15 protein-coding genes are annotated in these 17226 nt (G+C 51.3%); 12 read left to right on the plus strand and 3 right to left on the minus strand.

The window, feature by feature from the left end:
* Positions 1–68 precede the first annotated feature (68 nt).
* From NE665_RS11970 to NE665_RS12025, 12 genes are all read left to right on the plus strand, one after another.
* Entirely contained in the window at positions 69–932 is an 864-nt protein-coding gene (locus NE665_RS11970) for a VirB6/TrbL-like conjugal transfer protein, CD1112 family (RefSeq protein WP_007860210.1), read from the plus strand.
* Between the two features lie 4 nt (positions 933–936).
* Positions 937–1845, plus strand: a complete 909-nt coding sequence (locus tag NE665_RS11975; protein ID WP_040415648.1) for a hypothetical protein — start codon at positions 937–939, stop codon at positions 1843–1845.
* A 1-nt stretch (position 1846) separates the two neighbouring features.
* A complete protein-coding gene (locus NE665_RS11980; RefSeq protein ID WP_044942453.1) occupies positions 1847–2239 on the plus strand; it encodes a PrgI family protein in 393 nt (130 codons plus the stop codon).
* On the plus strand, positions 2199–4595 hold the full coding sequence (locus tag NE665_RS11985; RefSeq protein WP_044942455.1) for a VirB4-like conjugal transfer ATPase, CD1110 family: 2397 nt from the start codon (positions 2199–2201) through the stop codon (positions 4593–4595). The genes NE665_RS11980 and NE665_RS11985 overlap by 41 nt, the downstream gene beginning before the upstream one ends.
* Entirely contained in the window at positions 4592–5548 is a 957-nt protein-coding gene (locus NE665_RS11990) for a site-specific DNA-methyltransferase (protein WP_233104653.1), read from the plus strand. Before NE665_RS11985 ends, NE665_RS11990 begins: the two co-directional genes overlap by 4 nt.
* Positions 5545–7512: a C40 family peptidase gene (locus NE665_RS11995; RefSeq protein ID WP_044942463.1), complete on the plus strand. Its 1968-nt coding sequence runs from the start codon at positions 5545–5547 to the stop codon at positions 7510–7512. Before NE665_RS11990 ends, NE665_RS11995 begins: the two co-directional genes overlap by 4 nt.
* Before the next feature lie 21 nt (positions 7513–7533).
* A complete protein-coding gene (locus NE665_RS12000) occupies positions 7534–7800 on the plus strand; it encodes a DUF4315 family protein (RefSeq protein WP_003508256.1) in 267 nt (88 codons plus the stop codon).
* Positions 7790–8515, plus strand: a complete 726-nt coding sequence (locus NE665_RS12005; protein WP_044942466.1) for a DUF4366 domain-containing protein — start codon at positions 7790–7792, stop codon at positions 8513–8515. Before NE665_RS12000 ends, NE665_RS12005 begins: the two co-directional genes overlap by 11 nt.
* Complete coding sequence (locus NE665_RS12010) at positions 8512–10587, plus strand: type IA DNA topoisomerase (protein WP_044942468.1); 2076 nt, start codon at positions 8512–8514, stop codon at positions 10585–10587. The genes NE665_RS12005 and NE665_RS12010 overlap by 4 nt, the downstream gene beginning before the upstream one ends.
* On the plus strand, positions 10584–10952 hold the full coding sequence (locus NE665_RS12015) for a cysteine-rich VLP domain-containing protein (protein WP_002584962.1): 369 nt from the start codon (positions 10584–10586) through the stop codon (positions 10950–10952). Before NE665_RS12010 ends, NE665_RS12015 begins: the two co-directional genes overlap by 4 nt.
* 125 nt (positions 10953–11077) lie before the next feature.
* The gene (locus NE665_RS12020; RefSeq protein WP_044942470.1) at positions 11078–14425 is read left to right on the plus strand and encodes a YodL domain-containing protein; all 3348 of its coding nucleotides are present in this window, start codon (positions 11078–11080) and stop codon (positions 14423–14425) included.
* A gap of 4 nt (positions 14426–14429) precedes the next feature.
* Entirely contained in the window at positions 14430–14639 is a 210-nt protein-coding gene (locus NE665_RS12025; protein WP_002584960.1) for a transposon-transfer assisting family protein, read from the plus strand.
* Positions 14640–14840: 201 nt separating this feature from the next.
* Here the strand turns inward: NE665_RS12025 and NE665_RS12030 are convergent, their stop codons facing one another.
* The 3 genes from NE665_RS12030 to NE665_RS12040 all read right to left on the minus strand — a co-directional run bounded on the left by NE665_RS12030 (position 14841) and on the right by NE665_RS12040 (position 17021).
* Positions 14841–16175, minus strand: a complete 1335-nt coding sequence (locus tag NE665_RS12030; RefSeq protein ID WP_044942473.1) for a relaxase/mobilization nuclease domain-containing protein — start codon at positions 16173–16175, stop codon at positions 14841–14843.
* Positions 16136–16465, minus strand: coding sequence for a plasmid mobilization relaxosome protein MobC (mobC, locus tag NE665_RS12035; RefSeq protein WP_002584958.1), 330 nt, complete (start codon positions 16463–16465; stop codon positions 16136–16138). Before mobC ends, NE665_RS12030 begins: the two co-directional genes overlap by 40 nt.
* Positions 16466–16664: 199 nt before the next feature.
* Positions 16665–17021 carry a helix-turn-helix transcriptional regulator gene (locus NE665_RS12040; protein ID WP_044942672.1) on the minus strand — a complete coding sequence of 119 codons (357 nt, stop codon included), beginning with the start codon at positions 17019–17021 and terminating at the stop codon, positions 16665–16667.
* Positions 17022–17226 lie beyond the last annotated feature (205 nt).

The raw sequence follows: 17226 nt of genomic DNA on the forward strand, positions 1-17226 counted from the left end.
CCTAAAACAAATACCACCCGCCGCGCCCTCTCGGAAACGGGAGGGCGCGGGAAAGGAGGGATTAACTTTTGATATGGCAGATGATTGAAGATTGGTTTCGCGGCATTTTGACAGACGGGATTTTATCGAACCTCTCCGGCTTGTTTGACAGCGTAAATACAGAGGTTGGAGAAATTGCAACGCAAGTCGGCACGACCCCCGCCGGGTGGAACGCGGGCATATTCAACATGATACGCAGCCTTTCGGAAAACGTCATTGTACCGATTGCGGGCGTTATCATTACCTTTGTCATGTGTTATGAACTAATCCAGCTTGTAATTGAAAAAAACAATCTGCACGATCTCGACACTTGGATTTTTTTCAAATGGATTTTCAAAACCTTTGTTGCGGTGCTGCTGGTAACAAACACTTGGAACATCGTCATGGGAGTTTTCGACGTTACGCAGAGCGTCGTCAATCAGAGCGCGGGGGTTATCATATCCGATACAAGCATAGACGTTACCACCGTCATTACCGACATTGAAGCAAAACTCGACGCTATGAGCGTGGGCGGTCTTTTGGGGTTATGGTTTCAATCCCTCTTTGTAGGGCTTACCATGAAAGCCCTGTCAATCTGCATTATGCTTGTGGTGTATGGGCGCATGATTGAAATATATCTTGTAACGAGCGTTGCCCCTATCCCGATGGCAACAATGGTAAATCACGAATGGGGCAGCATGGGACAGAATTACTTAAAATCTTTGCTTGCGCTTGGTTTTCAGGCGTTTCTGATCTTGGTGTGTGTCGGCATTTATGCGGTGTTGATACAAACAATCGCAGCGACCGACGACATTTCCGGCGCGATCTGGGCTTGCATGGGCTATACCGTCCTCTTGTGCTTTACGCTTTTCAAAACGGGAAGCCTTGCAAAGAGCGTCTTTTCGGCACATTAAGGGGGTGAGTTATGATTTGAAAATCGGTTTAATCGACGTTGACAGCCATAATTTCCCCAACCTCTGCTTGATGAAGCTATCCGCGTATCATAAAGCAAAGGGGCATACGGTGGAATGGTGGAACGCAAAGGGGCGGTACGACCTTGTATATAAAAGCCGCGTCTTTACGGACACCTATTCCAAAGACACGATAACCGTTACCAACGCGGAACAAGTTATTTTCGGCGGTACGGGCTACGACACGAAAAACCGCTTGCCGCCGGAAGTGGAACACAGTTACCCGGATTATTCTATCTACCCGCAGTTTTTCGGGATTGCCTACGGCTTTTTAAGCCGGGGTTGTCCAAGAAATTGCGGGTTTTGCATTGTCAGCAGTAAAGAGGGACGCAAAAGTGTTAAGGTTGCGGATTTGTCCGAGTTTTGGAAATGGCAGCCGGAAATAAAAATCATGGACGCTAATCTGCTTGCCTGTCCCGACCATGAAAATCTCATTGAGCAGCTTATACGAAGCCGCGCATGGGTGGATTTTTCGCAAGGGCTGGATATTCGCCTTGTGAACAGGGATAATGTCAGCCTGTTAAATCGGGTACGGATAAAAGCGGTACATTTTGCATGGGATAATCCCGACGAGGACTTAACCGGGTATTTCCAACGTTTTTTGGATTTGACCGCCATTAAGAGCAGCCGCCAGCGGCGCGTGTATGTTCTTACCAACTACGGCAGCACTCACGAACAGGATTTATACCGCGTGAACACCTTGCGGGCTATGGGCTTTGACCCGTATGTGATGATTTACGAGCGTCCAACCGCCCCGCCTGTTACCCGCCATTTGCAACGGTGGGTAAATAACAAACGGCTTTTCTATGCTGTCCCCCGTTTTGAAGATTACATTCCGGGCAGAAAGGAGGTTTGAAATGGCGTATGTAACCGTCCCAAAGGACTTAACAAAAATCAAAAGCAAGGTAATGTTCAACCTTACGAAACGACAGCTAATTTGTTTCAGCGCGGCGGTAGCAATCGGACTGCCGCTGTTCTTTTTGGTAAAAGACAGCGTTGGAACAACCACAGCGGCATTGTGCATGGTGCTTGCCATGCTGCCTATGTTTTTGCTTGCCATGTACGAGAAAAACGGGCAACCGCTGGAAGTGATTATTCGGCAATTTGTGGAAGTGAAGTTTCTTCGCCCCAAAGAGCGACCTTATCAGACCAACAATTTTTATGCCGCCCTTGCGCGGCAAGAGCGATTAGATAAGGAGGTACGGGCGATTGTCAAAGGAAAAGGGAAAGACCCAAAACGAAAAGCGTAAACTTACGCGGCAGGAAAAGAAACAGATCGACGCGCTTATCCGGCAGGCAAAGGGCGACGGGAAGCCCCATACGGCGCAGGACAGCATACCGTTTGAGCGAATGTATAAGGACGGGATTTGCCGCCTTGCAAACGGGCGGTATTCCAAGTGCATTGAGTTTGAGGACATCAACTATCAGCTTGCGCAGCCGGACGACAAAACCGCCATTTTTGAAGCCCTTTGCGATATGTATAACTCGTTCGACGCTTCTATCAGCGTGCAGCTTTCCCTAATCAGCCGCCATGCGAACAAGGACGATTTCAAGAACAGTATCACGATTGCGCCGCAGAATGATGACTTCGACAGTATCAGAGCAGAATACACCGAAATGCTTAGAACGCAGCTTGAACGCGGAAACAACGGGCTTATCAAGACCAAGTTTCTCACCTTTACCGTTGAAGCAAAGGACATTAGATCGGCGCGGGCGCGTCTTGCCCGCATTGAAACGGACACCCTCAACCATTTTAAGGTGATCGGCGCGGCGGCGCGGGTATTGGACGGGAAACAGCGTCTTGAAGTGCTGCATGGGATTTTCCACCCGGACGGGGAACGCTTTAACTTTGCGTGGGAATGGCTACCCGCAAGCGGTCTTTCTGTCAAAGACTTTATCGCGCCGTCCTCTTTCCGATTTGGCGACGGGCGAATGTTTCAAATGGGCGGCAAGTTTGGCGCAGTTTCCTTTTTGCAGATCGTCGCGCCGGAACTCTCCGACCGTATGCTTGCCGACTTCATGGACGCGGAAAACGGGATTATCGTCAATCTGCACATTCAGAGTATCGACCACAACGAAGCAATCAAGACGATTAAGCGCAAGATTACCGACCTTGACCGTATGAAAATCGAGGAACAGAAAAAAGCAATCCGCAGCGGCTACGACATGGATATTATTCCGTCCGACCTTGCCACCTACGGCGGGGAAGCAAAAAACCTACTCCGCGATTTGCAGAGCCGCAACGAAAGAATGTTTCTGCTTACGCTGCTTGTCTTAAACCTTGCAGATACCAAGCAGAAATTGGATAACGAAGTATTTGGAGCGGCGGCAATCGCGCAGAAATACAACTGCATTTTGACCCGCCTTGACTACCGGCAGGAACAGGGGCTTATGTCCTCTATCCCGTTGGGGGAAAACCTTATCCATATCCAGCGCGGCTTGACGACCAGCAGCACCGCCGTTTTCGTTCCCTTTACGGTGCAAGAGCTGTTCCAAAGCGGCGAAGCATTGTATTACGGCTTAAACGCCCTTTCCAACAACATGATTTTGTGCGACCGAAAGAAGCTGAAAAATCCCAACGGCTTGATACTCGGCACACCGGGCAGTGGCAAAAGTTTTTCTGCAAAACGCGAAATCACAAACGCTTTTCTTATCACGTCCGACGACATTATCATTTGCGACCCCGAAGCCGAATATTACCCCCTTGTCGGACGTTTGAAAGGACAGGTTATCAAGGTTTCGCAGAACAGCACGCAGTACATTAACCCTATGGATATTAACCTCAATTACAGCGAGGGCGACACGCCCATAGCCTTAAAGAGCGACTTTATCCTTTCCTTTTGCGAACTCATTATGGGCGGCAAAAACGGGCTGGAAGCTGTCGAAAAGACCTTGATTGACCGCGCTGTTATCAGCGTGTACCGCAACTACCTTGCCGACCCGAAGCCGGAGAATATGCCGATTTTGGGCGACCTCTACGACGAGATCAAGAAGCAGCCGGAAAAGGAAGCGCAGCGTATCGCGGCGGCATTGGAACTCTATGTAAACGGCAGCTTGAACATTTTTAACCACAGGACAAACGTTGACATTCATAATCGCCTTGTCTGCTTTGATATTAAGGAACTCGGTACGCAGCTTAAAAAAGTCGGTATGCTTATCGTCCAAGACCAAGTATGGAACAGAGTAACGGTAAACCGCAGCGAGGGCAAGGCGACGCGGTATTACATCGACGAATTTCATTTACTCTTGAAAGAGGAACAGACCGCAGCATACAGCGTCGAGATTTGGAAGCGTTTTAGGAAGTGGGGCGGTATTCCGACAGGTATCACGCAGAACGTCAAAGACCTTTTGACGAGCAGAGAAGTTTCAAATGTTTTTGAAAACAGCGATTTTGTCTATATGCTCAACCAAGCCCAGGGCGACCGGGAAATCCTTGCAAAGCAGCTTAACATTTCGCAGCAGCAAATGACCTATGTAACCCATTCCGAAGCGGGCGAGGGGCTTATTTTCTACGGCAACGTGATTTTGCCCTTTATTGACCGTTTCCCGCAAAATACAGAACTCTATCGCGTCATGACGACCAAACCCGGCGAGGTGTCGGCATGAGGATAGAAACGGACAAAATCTATTGCGGCGACAGCTTGCAGGTACTTCAAACCTTGCCGGATAACTGTATGGATTGTTGCGTAACGTCCCCGCCCTACTATGCTTTGCGCGATTACGGCACAGACGGGCAGATCGGGCGGGAAGCAACGCCGGAGGAATATGTTTCCCGCATTACGGCGGTTTTCCATGAGGTAAAGCGGGTGCTTACGCCGGAGGGTACTTGTTGGCTGAATATCGCGGACACTTATTGCGGCACAGGCAGCAAAGCCGACCACCAAGACCCGAAATACCCCAAAGGCAGGAACGGGCAGCAAGTGGCGGTAAACCACCGCGCCCCCGGCTGCAAGCCGAAAGACCTAATCGGTATTCCGTGGCTTGTAGCCCTTGCCTTGCGGGGCGACGGTTGGTATTTGCGCAGTTCTATCATTTGGCATAAGGGGAACCCCATGCCGGAAAGCACGCGGGACAGGCCGACCCGCTGCTATGAATATGTGTTTCTGCTTACCAAGTCAAAGAAGTATTTTTACGATTGGCAAGCGGTAGCCGAGCCGATAGCCCTCACAACGGCGGGTCGGCTGAAAAGCGGAGTTAGCAAAGGAAACAAGTATAACGTTACTGTTCCGGGGCAAAACCAACCGCAGAAAATCAACCGCCCCCGCGAAAAGGGCGCATACGCCGATGAGTTGATATGCCCCGTCCGCAGCCGCCGCAACGTTTGGCAGATCAACACAGCTTCCTATCGCTGCGGGCATTTCGCAGCTTTCCCGCCGAAACTTGCGGAAACGTGCATTTTGGCGGGCTGTCCCGTCGGCGGGATTGTCCTTGACCCGTTTTTAGGCAGCGGAACCACCGCAGCGGCGGCAAAAAGCCTTGACCGCCGCTATATTGGTATTGAGATCAACCCCGAATACTGTAACCTTGCGAAACAGCGGATTGGAGGTGAAAGCCCATGAGCAAGGAATGGAAAGCCCCGGACAAGGTAACGCAGAAAATGACCCGCGACGGTGCGGTTGCGGAAAACCTCACGACGGGCGAAACGTCCAGTATCAGCGAAAGGCCGCAGGAGGAAAACTATTCAGCCCCCGCAGGCGCGGCAGCGGAAAAGGTTGTGCAGCATATCGGCGCAGAGATTGAGCGACACGCAGCAAAAGGCGCGGAGAAAAAAGCCCTTGACGCGGCGCAGCCTAAAACCCATTCTTCCCGCTTGCAGTTTTCCGAAGCGGAACGGGCAACGCCGGACCTGCAAAAGGCAATCAAAAAATCCGATACGGCGGCTGACCGTTTAGACAAAGCGCGGGCAGCTATCCCCAAACAGACCAAAATCAAGAAAGAGCGCGTTTTTGACGAAGCCAAAGGCAAAGCAAAGACGCGCCTTGCTTTTGAAAAAACGGATAAGCCCCCAAACGGCAAGTTGCGTCATAACCCGTTATCCCGTCCGGCGCAGGAATTGGACGCCGCCGTACATGGAAAAATCTATGAGGTGGAGAAAGAAAACGTCGGTGTGGAAAGCGGACACAGGATAGAACTTGTGGGCGAGAAAGCGGGCGGCATGACGACGCGGGCAGTAAAACGCGGCATACGCAGCCATAAGCTGAAACCTTACCGGGCGGCGGCAGCAGCCGAGAAAAAGGCAGCAAAGGCAAACGCCGATTTTCTCTATCAAAAGGCGCTGCATGATAACCCCGCCCTTGCGCACTCTAACCCGATTTCCCGTTTTTGGCAAAAGCAGCGCATTAAAAAGCAGTATGCAAAGGCGTTGAAAACGGGCGGCAAGGTGAAAAAGACCGCCGAAGCCACCGCAAAGGCAGCAAAGAAAACGGCGCAGGAAACCAAACGGGCGACGTTCTTTGTCGTCCGGCATTGGAAAGGCTGTTTGATCGTGGGCGGGATTGCCTTTATCGTGCTTCTGTTTTTCGGCGGTTTGTCCTCTTGTTCCCTGTTCGGCGGCAACAGCGGAAGCGGCTTGATTGCGTCGTCCTATCTCTCCGAGGACGCGGATATTACAGGCGCAGAAAGCGCGTATGTCGCTATGGAAGCCGAGTTACAGGATATGCTGGATAACATCGAAAGCGAATACCCCGGCTATGACGAATACCGGGTAACGGCTGACGAGATCGAGCATGACCCGTATGTGCTAATCTCTATCCTCTCCGCTTGGCATGAGGGCGTGTTTACTCTCGATGAAGCGCAAAGCACCCTTGAAATGCTCTTTGATAAACAGTATATCTTGACGGTTACGGAGGAAGTCGAGGTACGCTACCGCACCGAAACGCGGACGGACAGCGAGGGCAACGAATACGACGTTGAAGTAGCCTATAACTATTACATTCTCAATGTGGATTTGGAAAACTTCAACCTCTCCCATGTTCCCGTTTACATTATGGGCGAGGAACAGCTATCCATGTACGCTATGTATATGTCGTCGCTTGGGAACAGACCCGACCTTTTCCCGCAATCCGGCTATATTTCAAAATACTATGAAAACCCGCCAGCGGATTATGAAATCCCGCCCGCCTATCTGGAAGATGAACAGTTTGCGCGGCTCATTGAGGAAGCGGAAAAGTATGTCGGTTTTCCTTATGTGTGGGGCGGCAGCAGCCCGGAAACCTCTTTTGATTGCAGCGGTTTTGTTAGCTATGTGCTGACGAACAGCGGCCTATACAATACGGGCAGACTTGGGGCACAGGGGCTTTACAACATTTCAACCCGCGTTTCCAACCCGCAGCCGGGGGATTTGGTTTTCTTTACGGGTACATACGACACACCGGGCGTATCTCATGTGGGTATCTACGTTGGCGAGGACGGGGACGGAAGCCCCGTCATGCTGCATTGTGGCGACCCGATACAATACGCAAAACTTGATACAAGCTATTGGCAATCCCATTTTTACGCCTATGGGCGGCTACATTACAACTGACTTTGAAAGGAGTTTATTTCTATGGCAAACACGAAACTTGACCGTATCGAACGGGATATTGAGAAAACGAGGGCGAAAATCCTTGAATACCAAAAAAGACTGAAAGACCTTGAAGCGCAGAAAATCGAGGAAGAAAATGCGCAGATCGTTCAAATGGTGAAAGCGGTACACCTTGACGGGGCGCAGCTTGCCGCGTTCCTCTCCGCTTACGCCAGCGGCGAAATTGCTTTGCCGCAGCCGGACGCAGACTATACCGACGAACAGGAGGAAACCGAAGATGAAGCATAAAAAACTGTTCCGCAGCGTTACCGCTTTGCTTGCCGCCCTTGTACTCATGGGCGGCTTTTCTGTTACCGCTTTTGCGGGCGGCGGTGACGTGAGCGACGAGCCGCCTACCCCCGTAACCGAAACCGAGCCGGAAGAAACGACGGGCGGCTATGAGCCGCAGCCTTTAACGCCGGAGGGCAACATGAGCCTTGTGGACGACATAACGGGCGAAGCGTCCGGCGATAAGCAGTTTATTACCGTCGTTACGAAAAACGGAAACTATTTTTACATCATCATTGACCGCGCCGAGGACGGAGAAAACACCGTCCATTTCCTCAATCAAGTTGATGAAAAAGACCTTTTGCAGCTTATGGAGGACGAACAGACCGAAGCCCCCGCTTGTAGCTGTACTGAAAAATGCGTTGCCGGAAGCGTCAACACCGATTGCCCCGTTTGCAGCGTCAATATGAGCGAGTGCGCGGGCAAGGAAGCCGAGCCGGAGCCGGAAGAAACCGAGCAGCCGGAGCCGGAGGAAGATAAAGGCGGCGGCATGGGCGGTGCTATTCTGCTTGTCGTGCTGCTTCTTGCCGCAGTAAGCGGCGGCGCGTTCTATTACTTTAAGATTATGAAGCCCAAAAAGGACGCGGCAAAAGGCAGCAGCAACCTTGACGATCTCGATTTTGACGAGGACGACGAGGAAGAATTAGAAACCGAGCAGGAGGACGAGGAAGTATGAAACTTGTAATTGCAGAGAAACCGAGCGTCGGGGCGGCGATTGCCGCCGTTATTGGCGCGAATGAAAAGCGCAGCGGATATTTTGAGGGCAGCGGCTACCTTGTGTCGTGGTGTATCGGGCATTTGATTAGCCTTGCAGACGCGGCAACCTACAACGAGCAGTACCGAAAATGGAAGTATGACGATCTCCCCATTGTCCCGCAGGATTGGCAGTTTACCGTTGCCAGCGGCAAGGAGCAGCAGTTTTCCGTACTCAAAGACCTTATGCAGCGCAGCGACGTTTCCGAGATTGTCAATGCGTGCGACAGCGGGCGCGAGGGAGAACTCATTTTTCGATTTGTCTACGAACAGGTAAATTGCCAAAAGCCCTTTTCCCGCCTTTGGATTAGCAGCATGGAAGAAAGCGCAATCCGCGAGGGCTTTTCAAACCTCAAAGACGGGCGCAGCTATGACAACCTCTATCAATCCGCGCTTTGCAGAGCAAAGGCAGATTGGCTTGTCGGGATTAACGCGACCCGCCTTTTCTCTATCCTCTATCACAAAACGCTGAATGTCGGCAGAGTGCAGACGCCCACCCTTACCATGCTGGTAAACCGCGACTATGCGATCAGCAGCTTTAAGAAAGAAAAATATCATGTTGTCCGTCTGGACGCGGGCGGTGTTTCGGCTTTGTCCGAAAGGCTGAACGAAGAAGCGGCGGCGCAGCAGATGAAAGCGGCTTGCGAGAAATCGCAAGCCGTTTGTACTTCCCTCAAAAAAGAGAAAAAGACCGTTGCACCGCCGAAGCTGTTTGACCTTACCGCGTTGCAGCGCGAAGCCAACCGCCTGTACGGGTTTACGGCGAAACAGACCCTTGATTATGCGCAAGCCCTCTACGAAAAGCGGCTTTTGACCTATCCCCGCACCGACAGCAAATATATCACTTCCGATATGCAGCGCAGCACAAAGGAACTCATTACCGGGCTTTGTTCGCTGCTTCCCTTTATGCGGGACGTGAAGCTGCAAGCAGACCTTACAAGGGTTTGCGACAACAGCAAAGTAACCGACCACCACGCTATTTTGCCGACAGCCGAGTTTTTGAAAACGGGCTTTTCTTCCCTTACCGACAGCGAAACAAAACTTATGACCCTTGTATGCGCGAAGCTGCTTTGCGCCGCAGCCGCGCCCTATGAATATGAAGCGGTTACGGCGGTTATCTCTTGCGGCGGTTATACCTTTACCGCAAAGGGAAAGACGACGCTTTGCGAGGGGTGGCGTGAGATTGAAAAGCTGTCCCGCGCCGCGTCCGAGGAACAGGACGAGGACGCAGAGCCGGAAACCGTTTTGCCGCCGCTTGCCGAGGGGCAGACCTTTGACAATCCGGCAGCGGAGATCTCCGAGCGTTACACGCAGCCCCCAAAGGCATTTACCGAAGATACGCTTCTGTCCGCTATGGAGAACGCGGGCAAGGAAGAAACGCCGGAGGACGCAGAGCGCAAAGGGTTAGGCACTACCGCAACGCGGGCGGGTATCATTGAAAAACTCATTAGCGCGGGCTTTGCCGAGCGCAAGGGCAAAAAGCTAATCCCCACAAAGGACGGGTATAACCTTGCCGCTATCCTGCCCGAAGTCCTTACGTCCCCGCAGCTTACGGCAGAATGGGAAACCCGCCTTACCGGGATTGCCAAAGGCAGCGACAGCCCGGACGATTTCATGCGCAGCATTGAGGAAATGACAGCGGGGCTTGTCAAGACCTATTCCGCGATTTCCGAGGATAAAGCGAAGCTGTTTACCCCGCAGCGGGAAGCAATCGGCACTTGCCCCCGTTGCGGCGCGGCGGTTTACGAGGGCAAGAAAAACTTTTACTGCTCCGACAGGGCTTGCAGCTTTGTGATGTGGAAGAATGACCGCTTTTTTGAGCAGCGCAAAAAGGCTTTCACAAAGGCGATTGCCGCCGCCCTTTTGAAAGACGGAAAGGTAAAAATCAAAGGTATGTACTCGACCAAGACGGGAAAGACCTTTGACGGAGTTGTGCTGCTTGCCGACACAGGCGGCAAGTATGTAAACTTCCGCGTCGAGCAGAACCGAAAATGATAAGGCTTGATGAAAAGCAATACCGCGCCGTAAAGAAAATGACCCGCGCCGCTTGTGCAAACAACGATTGCGGGAATTGTCTGCTGCTGGACGACGGGGAAACTTGCGTTTGTGTGCAGAGTATCAGCTATTCGCTGCTATGCCGCTATTTCCGCGAAGCGGTATTACCCGCCGACAGGCAGCTTTGCGAACAGATCACCCGCAGCGGGGAAACCGATTTGAAGCGTTGCGCGGTATGCGGCAGCACGTTTGCGGCGGGCAGCAACCGGGCGAAATACTGCCCCGATTGCGCGGCAAAGATACGCCGCAGACAGAAAGCCCAAAGCGAGAGAAACAGGCGTTTACGGATAAAAACAACTACATAGCAAGCACAGCAAACGAGTACCCGTTTGCGAGAAATGCCCGCGCTTCCCATAGAGAGCGCGGGCATTTTGCTTGTTGGGATAGTCCCAAACCCTTATATGACCGAGAAAGGACGTGATGAAAGAATATGCCGTATTCCTCATACGACCATGACAAATTGGAAACCGCCGAAACCATGCGGATAGAACGCCGGATGTATTTTGAAGCAAAGGACAGGGAGATTGCCCCTTATGCTTCCTTGCCGATTGCGCAGCTACTTTCCATGCGCAGCGAAAGCGCGGCGGCAGAACAGGCGATTTTTGACGACCTTAAAGAACGCGCCGCCGCATGGGAAGAACAGGCGGGAAGAACGCTTTTGCTGGATAAAACACTTGAATATGTGAGAACGCCGCACGTCCAGCACACCGCTAACGAGTGGCAGACCACCGAGCATAACCGCCATATTCGCAGCAACCGGGTATATCAGATGAATTACTACATTTACGAGAATACCCGCTACGACAAAGAAGCGCAGAAATCTATCCCGTATTCATGGACGCTTACATGGAGCGTGCGCACCAACAGCCCAAGCAGAACCCAAGCGAAGATTGCCGGACAAGATAGAAAGGTTTTCACCGACAAGGCAGCTATGGAAAAGTATCTGAATGGGCGTATCAAAGCGTATGACCGTCTGTTTACGGAAATCTCCCCGCCTATCCCGCAGGAGTACGCCGACTATTTCAAAGTAAACGGTATGCTCATGCCGGACTACACCATAGAGGGCGAAGAACCCCCGCAGCAGCAACAGGCGGCAGCTATCCCCGAAAATACCGGGCAGGAAAAGGAGCGTGAACACATGAGCGAACAGTTTTCTATTATGATAGGCAACCGCAGCCGCTTTGACGCGGGCGACCCCGGCGGCTATTGGCTGGATATGCCCGCCACAAAGGAGCAGTTGCACGAAGCTATGCGGAACGTCGGCATTACCGCCGACAACCCGCAGGATTTTTCCATTCGCGGCTATTCCGACGACCCGGAGAAACATATTGCCTTGCCTTATGAAATGGTATGCGCCGCCGACGTGGACGAACTCAATTTTCTTGCGGCGCGGCTCGAACAGCTTGACCCCGCCGAGGTTGGCAAGCTGAACGCAGCCTTGCAGCAGAAAAACGGGCTTGCAAATATTGGACAGGTAATTGACTTCACCTACAACGTGGATTTCTACGTCCATATCCCCGAAGTACATAACTACCACGATTTGGGCGACTATTACTTAAATCAATCCGGCATGGTACAAATGCCCGAAGAATGGAAAGGCGGCATTGACCTTTCTACTTTTGGCAGGAACGCTGCCGCGCAGGAAAAAGGCGCGTTTACCGAGTACGGCTATATCGTGGAAAGCGGCGACGAGTGGGAACGGCAGTTTGAGGGGCGCGAAGTGCCGGAAGAATACCGCATTATGAGTTACCCGCAGCCGGAGCGCGGCGAACAGGACAAAGCCTATATGGACGCAGCCGAAACGCAGCAAGCAGACGCACAGGCCGCAGAGCCGCAGCAGCCCCGCCCCGTCGTCCCCATTATCCTTACTTCCGAAAAGCCCGCCGAAAAGGTAAAGGAGATCACCGCGCGTTTGGAACAGGGCGTACAGGCGATTTTTGACAGCGACCGCTACAAAGAGTTTCTTACTGCCATGTCGAAGTTTCACGATTACAGCTTGAATAACACTATCCTAATTGCCATGCAGGGCGGCAATTTGGTAAAGGGCTATTCACAATGGCAGAAAGAGTTTGACCGCCATGTAAAGAAAGGCGAGAAAGGCATTAAAATCTTTGCCCCCGCGCCCTACAAGGTGAAAAAGCTGGTTGATAAAATCGACCCCGAAACGAGAAAGCCCATGCTTGACCGCGAGGGAAAAGTGGTAAAGGAAGAAAAGGAAATCACCGTCCCCGCCTTTAAGGTTATAACCGTCTTTGATATTTCGCAGACCGAGGGCAAGGAGTTTCCCGACCTTTCCGTTAAACCGCTGCTTGCCGATGTGGAGCAGTACGAGGATTTTTTCGCCGCCCTTGAAAAAGCGTCCCCCGTCCCGATTGCATTTGAGCAGATCACAAACGGCGCAAATGGGTATTTCAGTTTGACCGACAAGCGTATTGCAATCAAAGAGGGCGTGAGTGAATTACAGGCGGTAAAGACCGCCATTCACGAAATCGCCCATGCGAAGCTGCACGACGTAGACTTAAACGCCCCGCCGGAGCAGCAAAACCGCGTTGACCGCCATACCTGCGAGGTAGAAGCGGAAAGCGTCGCTTATACGGTTTGCCAGCATTTCGGCCTTGATACTTCCGATTACTCTTTCGGCTATGTGGCTGGTTGGAGCAGCGGCAAGGAAATGACCGAGTTAAAAGCGTCCCTTGAAACAATACAGACCACCGCAAAGGAACTCATTACCGAGATTGAGGGGCATTTTACCGAGTTGCAGCAGCAGCGGCAAGCCGAGCAGGAGCAGGGCGATACCTTTTCCATTTATCAGTTAAAGCGCGGGGACGAAACAAGGGACTTGCGCTTTGAGCCTTATGACCGTCTGCAAGCGGCTGGACTTACCATTGACCGGGTAAATTATGAACTCGTCTATACTGCACCGCTTACAAAGGATATGACGCTGGGCGACATTTGGGAAAGGTTTAATATCGACCACCCCGCCGATTTCAAGGGGCATAGCCTTTCCGTTTCCGACATTGTTGTGCTTCATCAGAACGACGAGGACACCGCCCACTATGTAGACAGTATCGGTTTTCAGCAAGTGCCGGAGTTTTTGCAGGAGCAGCAGACCCCCGTATTTGACAAGCTGCCGCCCGAACAGCAGCAAGCCTTGTCCGACACCGTACAAGACACTTTGCAAATGCTGGTTGACGCAGACAAGCGGATTTATGGCGACGTTACGGGCAAGACCCTTGAAGCAATCGCGGCGCAAGGATATTCCTACAAGGACGGGCAGCTTGAAAAGCAGCAGCCGGAAGCGACCCCCGACAGCCTTTTGACGGGTGAAACCGTCAGAACGCCGAGGGGCAATTTTCATATTACCGATATGAGCCGTGAACAGATCGAAGCGGCGGGATTTGGTTTTCACCATGCGTCGGAGGACGGGAAGTATCTCATTATGGGGAATGGCACACAGGCTTATGCCATAGCCGCCGAGCAGCCGCAGCGGGATAATCCCTTAAAGCACGTCGAGGACACCATAGAGCAGAACGACAACAATTTTGACGGGCTTATCAACAATACGCCGCAAACGCCCACCGTTGCAGATTTTGAGCAGCGGGCAAAGGCGGGGGAAGCGATTTCCGTTACCGACCTTGCAAAAGCGGTAAAAGCCGAGAAACGGGAACAGCCGCAGAAAAAACCGTCCATTTTGAAGAAGCTGGACGAATACAAGAAACAGGCGGCGCAGCAGCCGAAAGATAAACAGAAAGAGCATAAAAAGGATTTGGAGGTTTGATAGCATGAATACCCGCTTTACCATTGAGGAAGAAAACATTGTTGCGATCTACGCCGAGGACAGCCGGGAAACAACGCTTGAAAATATCCTTGCCGCCATGCCCTACATGGACGAGGATATGCGCCAGCTTGCCGCCGCAGCGGTGAACAAGCTGCAAGCCATGACGGACAGCGAGTTTTCCGAAAGGGAGTTTATCTTGACCGACGAGGAATAGCCCATAGAAAACAGGGGCGCGGTTGCCGATTTCCGGCACCGCGCCCCTGTTCTTTTTTTGTCCTTGCGTGGACAATTAGAAAGCCGTTTTTGCGGGTTTGAATATACTTTATCGTCTATGCTGTTTCCCCGCGCTGGAAGCCGCAGAAACACAGGCGTTTTCAGCCCTTAACGTTCCACTTGCCACCCCATGTTTTGCGCCTTATCGCTCCTGCTCCCGCGCCCTGCTTTGGGACGGGTAAAGAATACTATCGACGTTCTTTTTGACAATGCCGTATTCTTGCATTTGCTTTTTCGCTTGGCGGTAATCCTCATACAATTTGCTTTTTCTGTCGTTTAAGCTGCTATACTCCTTGCGCAGCGCGGCGAGATCGGGCAGCTTCTTTATCTGCATTTCCTTTAATGCCCTTGCCGCAGCTTCAAACAGGATAATTTCGCTTTCATGCCCCCGCAGATACTTTTCCTTGTCCCGCGACTTCTTGTATTCCTCGTAAATCGGTTTTAATTGTCGGTATGTGGTCGTGTGCTTGATAAGCAGCGACAAATCAGACATACGCTGCTCTACGTCCTTAACCGCCCTTGCCGCCGCGTCATGGGCGGTCATAATATCGGCTATCTTGCTTTCAAGTTCGCTATAATACTCAATCTTGTTTTCGGTTAGGAAGTTCATGCTTTTAGCAGCCTGTTTCAGATTATGGATTTTTGCCCACCGTTCATAGCCCGCCGACTGTTGGGCTTTGATACTGTTTTCAAGATCGACGACAAGCCGGATTTTCTTATCTTCCCGCAGCGTTTTTGTTTTGGCAACATACACGCCCTTGATACGCTCCTTTATCGCTTCTTCCGTATAGGCCGCGCCGAGCGTCTTTGTGCGGGTAAACCGTTCCTGTCCGGCAGCGCGAAAGGAAATGTATTTGCCCTGTTTGATTTCATACCCCATTTCCTGCAAGCGGCGCAGCAGTTCGTCAAAATCTTTCACTTGGGGAATGAGAGTATCTATCGCCGTTTTCAGCTTTGCTTTGTAGCTTGTCCCTTGCTTTTCGGCGGTGTATTCTGCATAGCTTTTTCCCTTGTCCTGTCCCGGTACGACGACGGATAGCCCATGCTCTTTACATATCCTGTCGCTGGTGCGCCGGATAAAGTGATAGCTTTGCTTGTTGGAATGGTACTTTTTGTAGTCAACGAAGCTAACCGCGTTGAAAATCAAGTGATTATGCAGATGGTCTTTATCGACGTGAGTTGTCAAAACAAACTCATACTTGCCGCCTAATACCGCCCCGGCAAGTTCCATGCCGATTTTGTGCGCTTCTTCCGGTGTGGTTTCTCCCACCGCAAAGGATTGTATCAAGTGCCGCCCTAAATGTGTGCCGCGATCTCCGGCAGCTTCCCGCGTCCATGCAAACTCAATATCGGCGGTTTCCAGCCCGCAGCCGAAAGAGGACGCAAGCAGCTTCCCGTCTGTCTTTTCGGGATTTAAGATATAGTCTATCGCAGCCTTTAAGGTTGATTTAATAGGGTGCGTCTTTGTAACCGCCATATCTCGTCCACCGCCTTTTTAATGTCCTCTATATCCTGCCTGTAAACCGTCCCCGTCGCATTGGCGCGTTTTGCAATCTGGTTGATGTTCCGGCTCACCGCTTGCAGTTCCCGGATATATGCTTTTGTGTCGCTTCGGTCAACGACAAGAATATACCCGTCTATCGCCATTTTACGGAAGTATGCCCCATACTGCTTTATGGGAAGCTGCTTCATCTTCTCGTCGATCAGCCGCTTTTCTTCTTCCGTAACGTAAAACTTCATCTGTATATTTCTCTTTCGGTTTTCCATTTCCGCACCGCCTTTCGGTATAAGGGTTTGGGATTATCCCAACAAGCACTTTTCGCAAACGGGTACTCGTTTGCTGTGCTTGCTATCTACTCCTTATCCCGTTTCAAAGGCAGCGTTTGTTGCACTCTCTTTCTAATTTGGCGCAAAAAAAGATTGCAGCCCCTATGCGCTGCAATCTCCTGCTTCCCATATTGTGAGGTTAGTCCTCTGCTTGTTCGACTTCTGTTATCTCCCTTGCCGTTGCGGTTACAATCCGTATGCCTTTATCGCTCATACCGTCCAGCAGCGCGTCAAGCTGCCGCCGCCCGGTGGATTTCTCCGCATTGCTGTTCGGGAAGAAAAATTGATCTACCGAAATATGATACCGGGTTACAAGGTCATAGAATACCTGTAAACTCGGCTGTTGTCCCTTGTTCTCGATATTCGCAAGGTAGCGCGGGGAAATATATAACTCGTCGCTTACCTTTTTGCGGCTCTCGCCGTATTCATTTCTCGCGGCTTTTATAGCTGCCCCGAAAGCCTTAAAGTCGTACAATGGTACGGGTCTTTTTGCCATTTTCATTCACCCTGTTACATTTTACAGTTCACCTTTCTTTTTGGATATGTCCACACAATTCATATCATTAGGTTAAATACGCTGAAGTGAAAAGTTAAATTCCACTTTCAAAAGGCGAATAAAAAATGTGGAACTTTCTTCTACAGAAGTCTATACAGAGCATAAATATAGCGTTAGAAAGGGTTTCAAATAGGTAGAAGTAAGT

Origin of the sequence: Clostridium sp. DFI.1.208, from assembly GCF_024463855.1 — a bacterium.
Lineage (GTDB): Bacteria > Bacillota_I > Bacilli_A > Erysipelotrichales > Erysipelotrichaceae > Clostridium_AQ.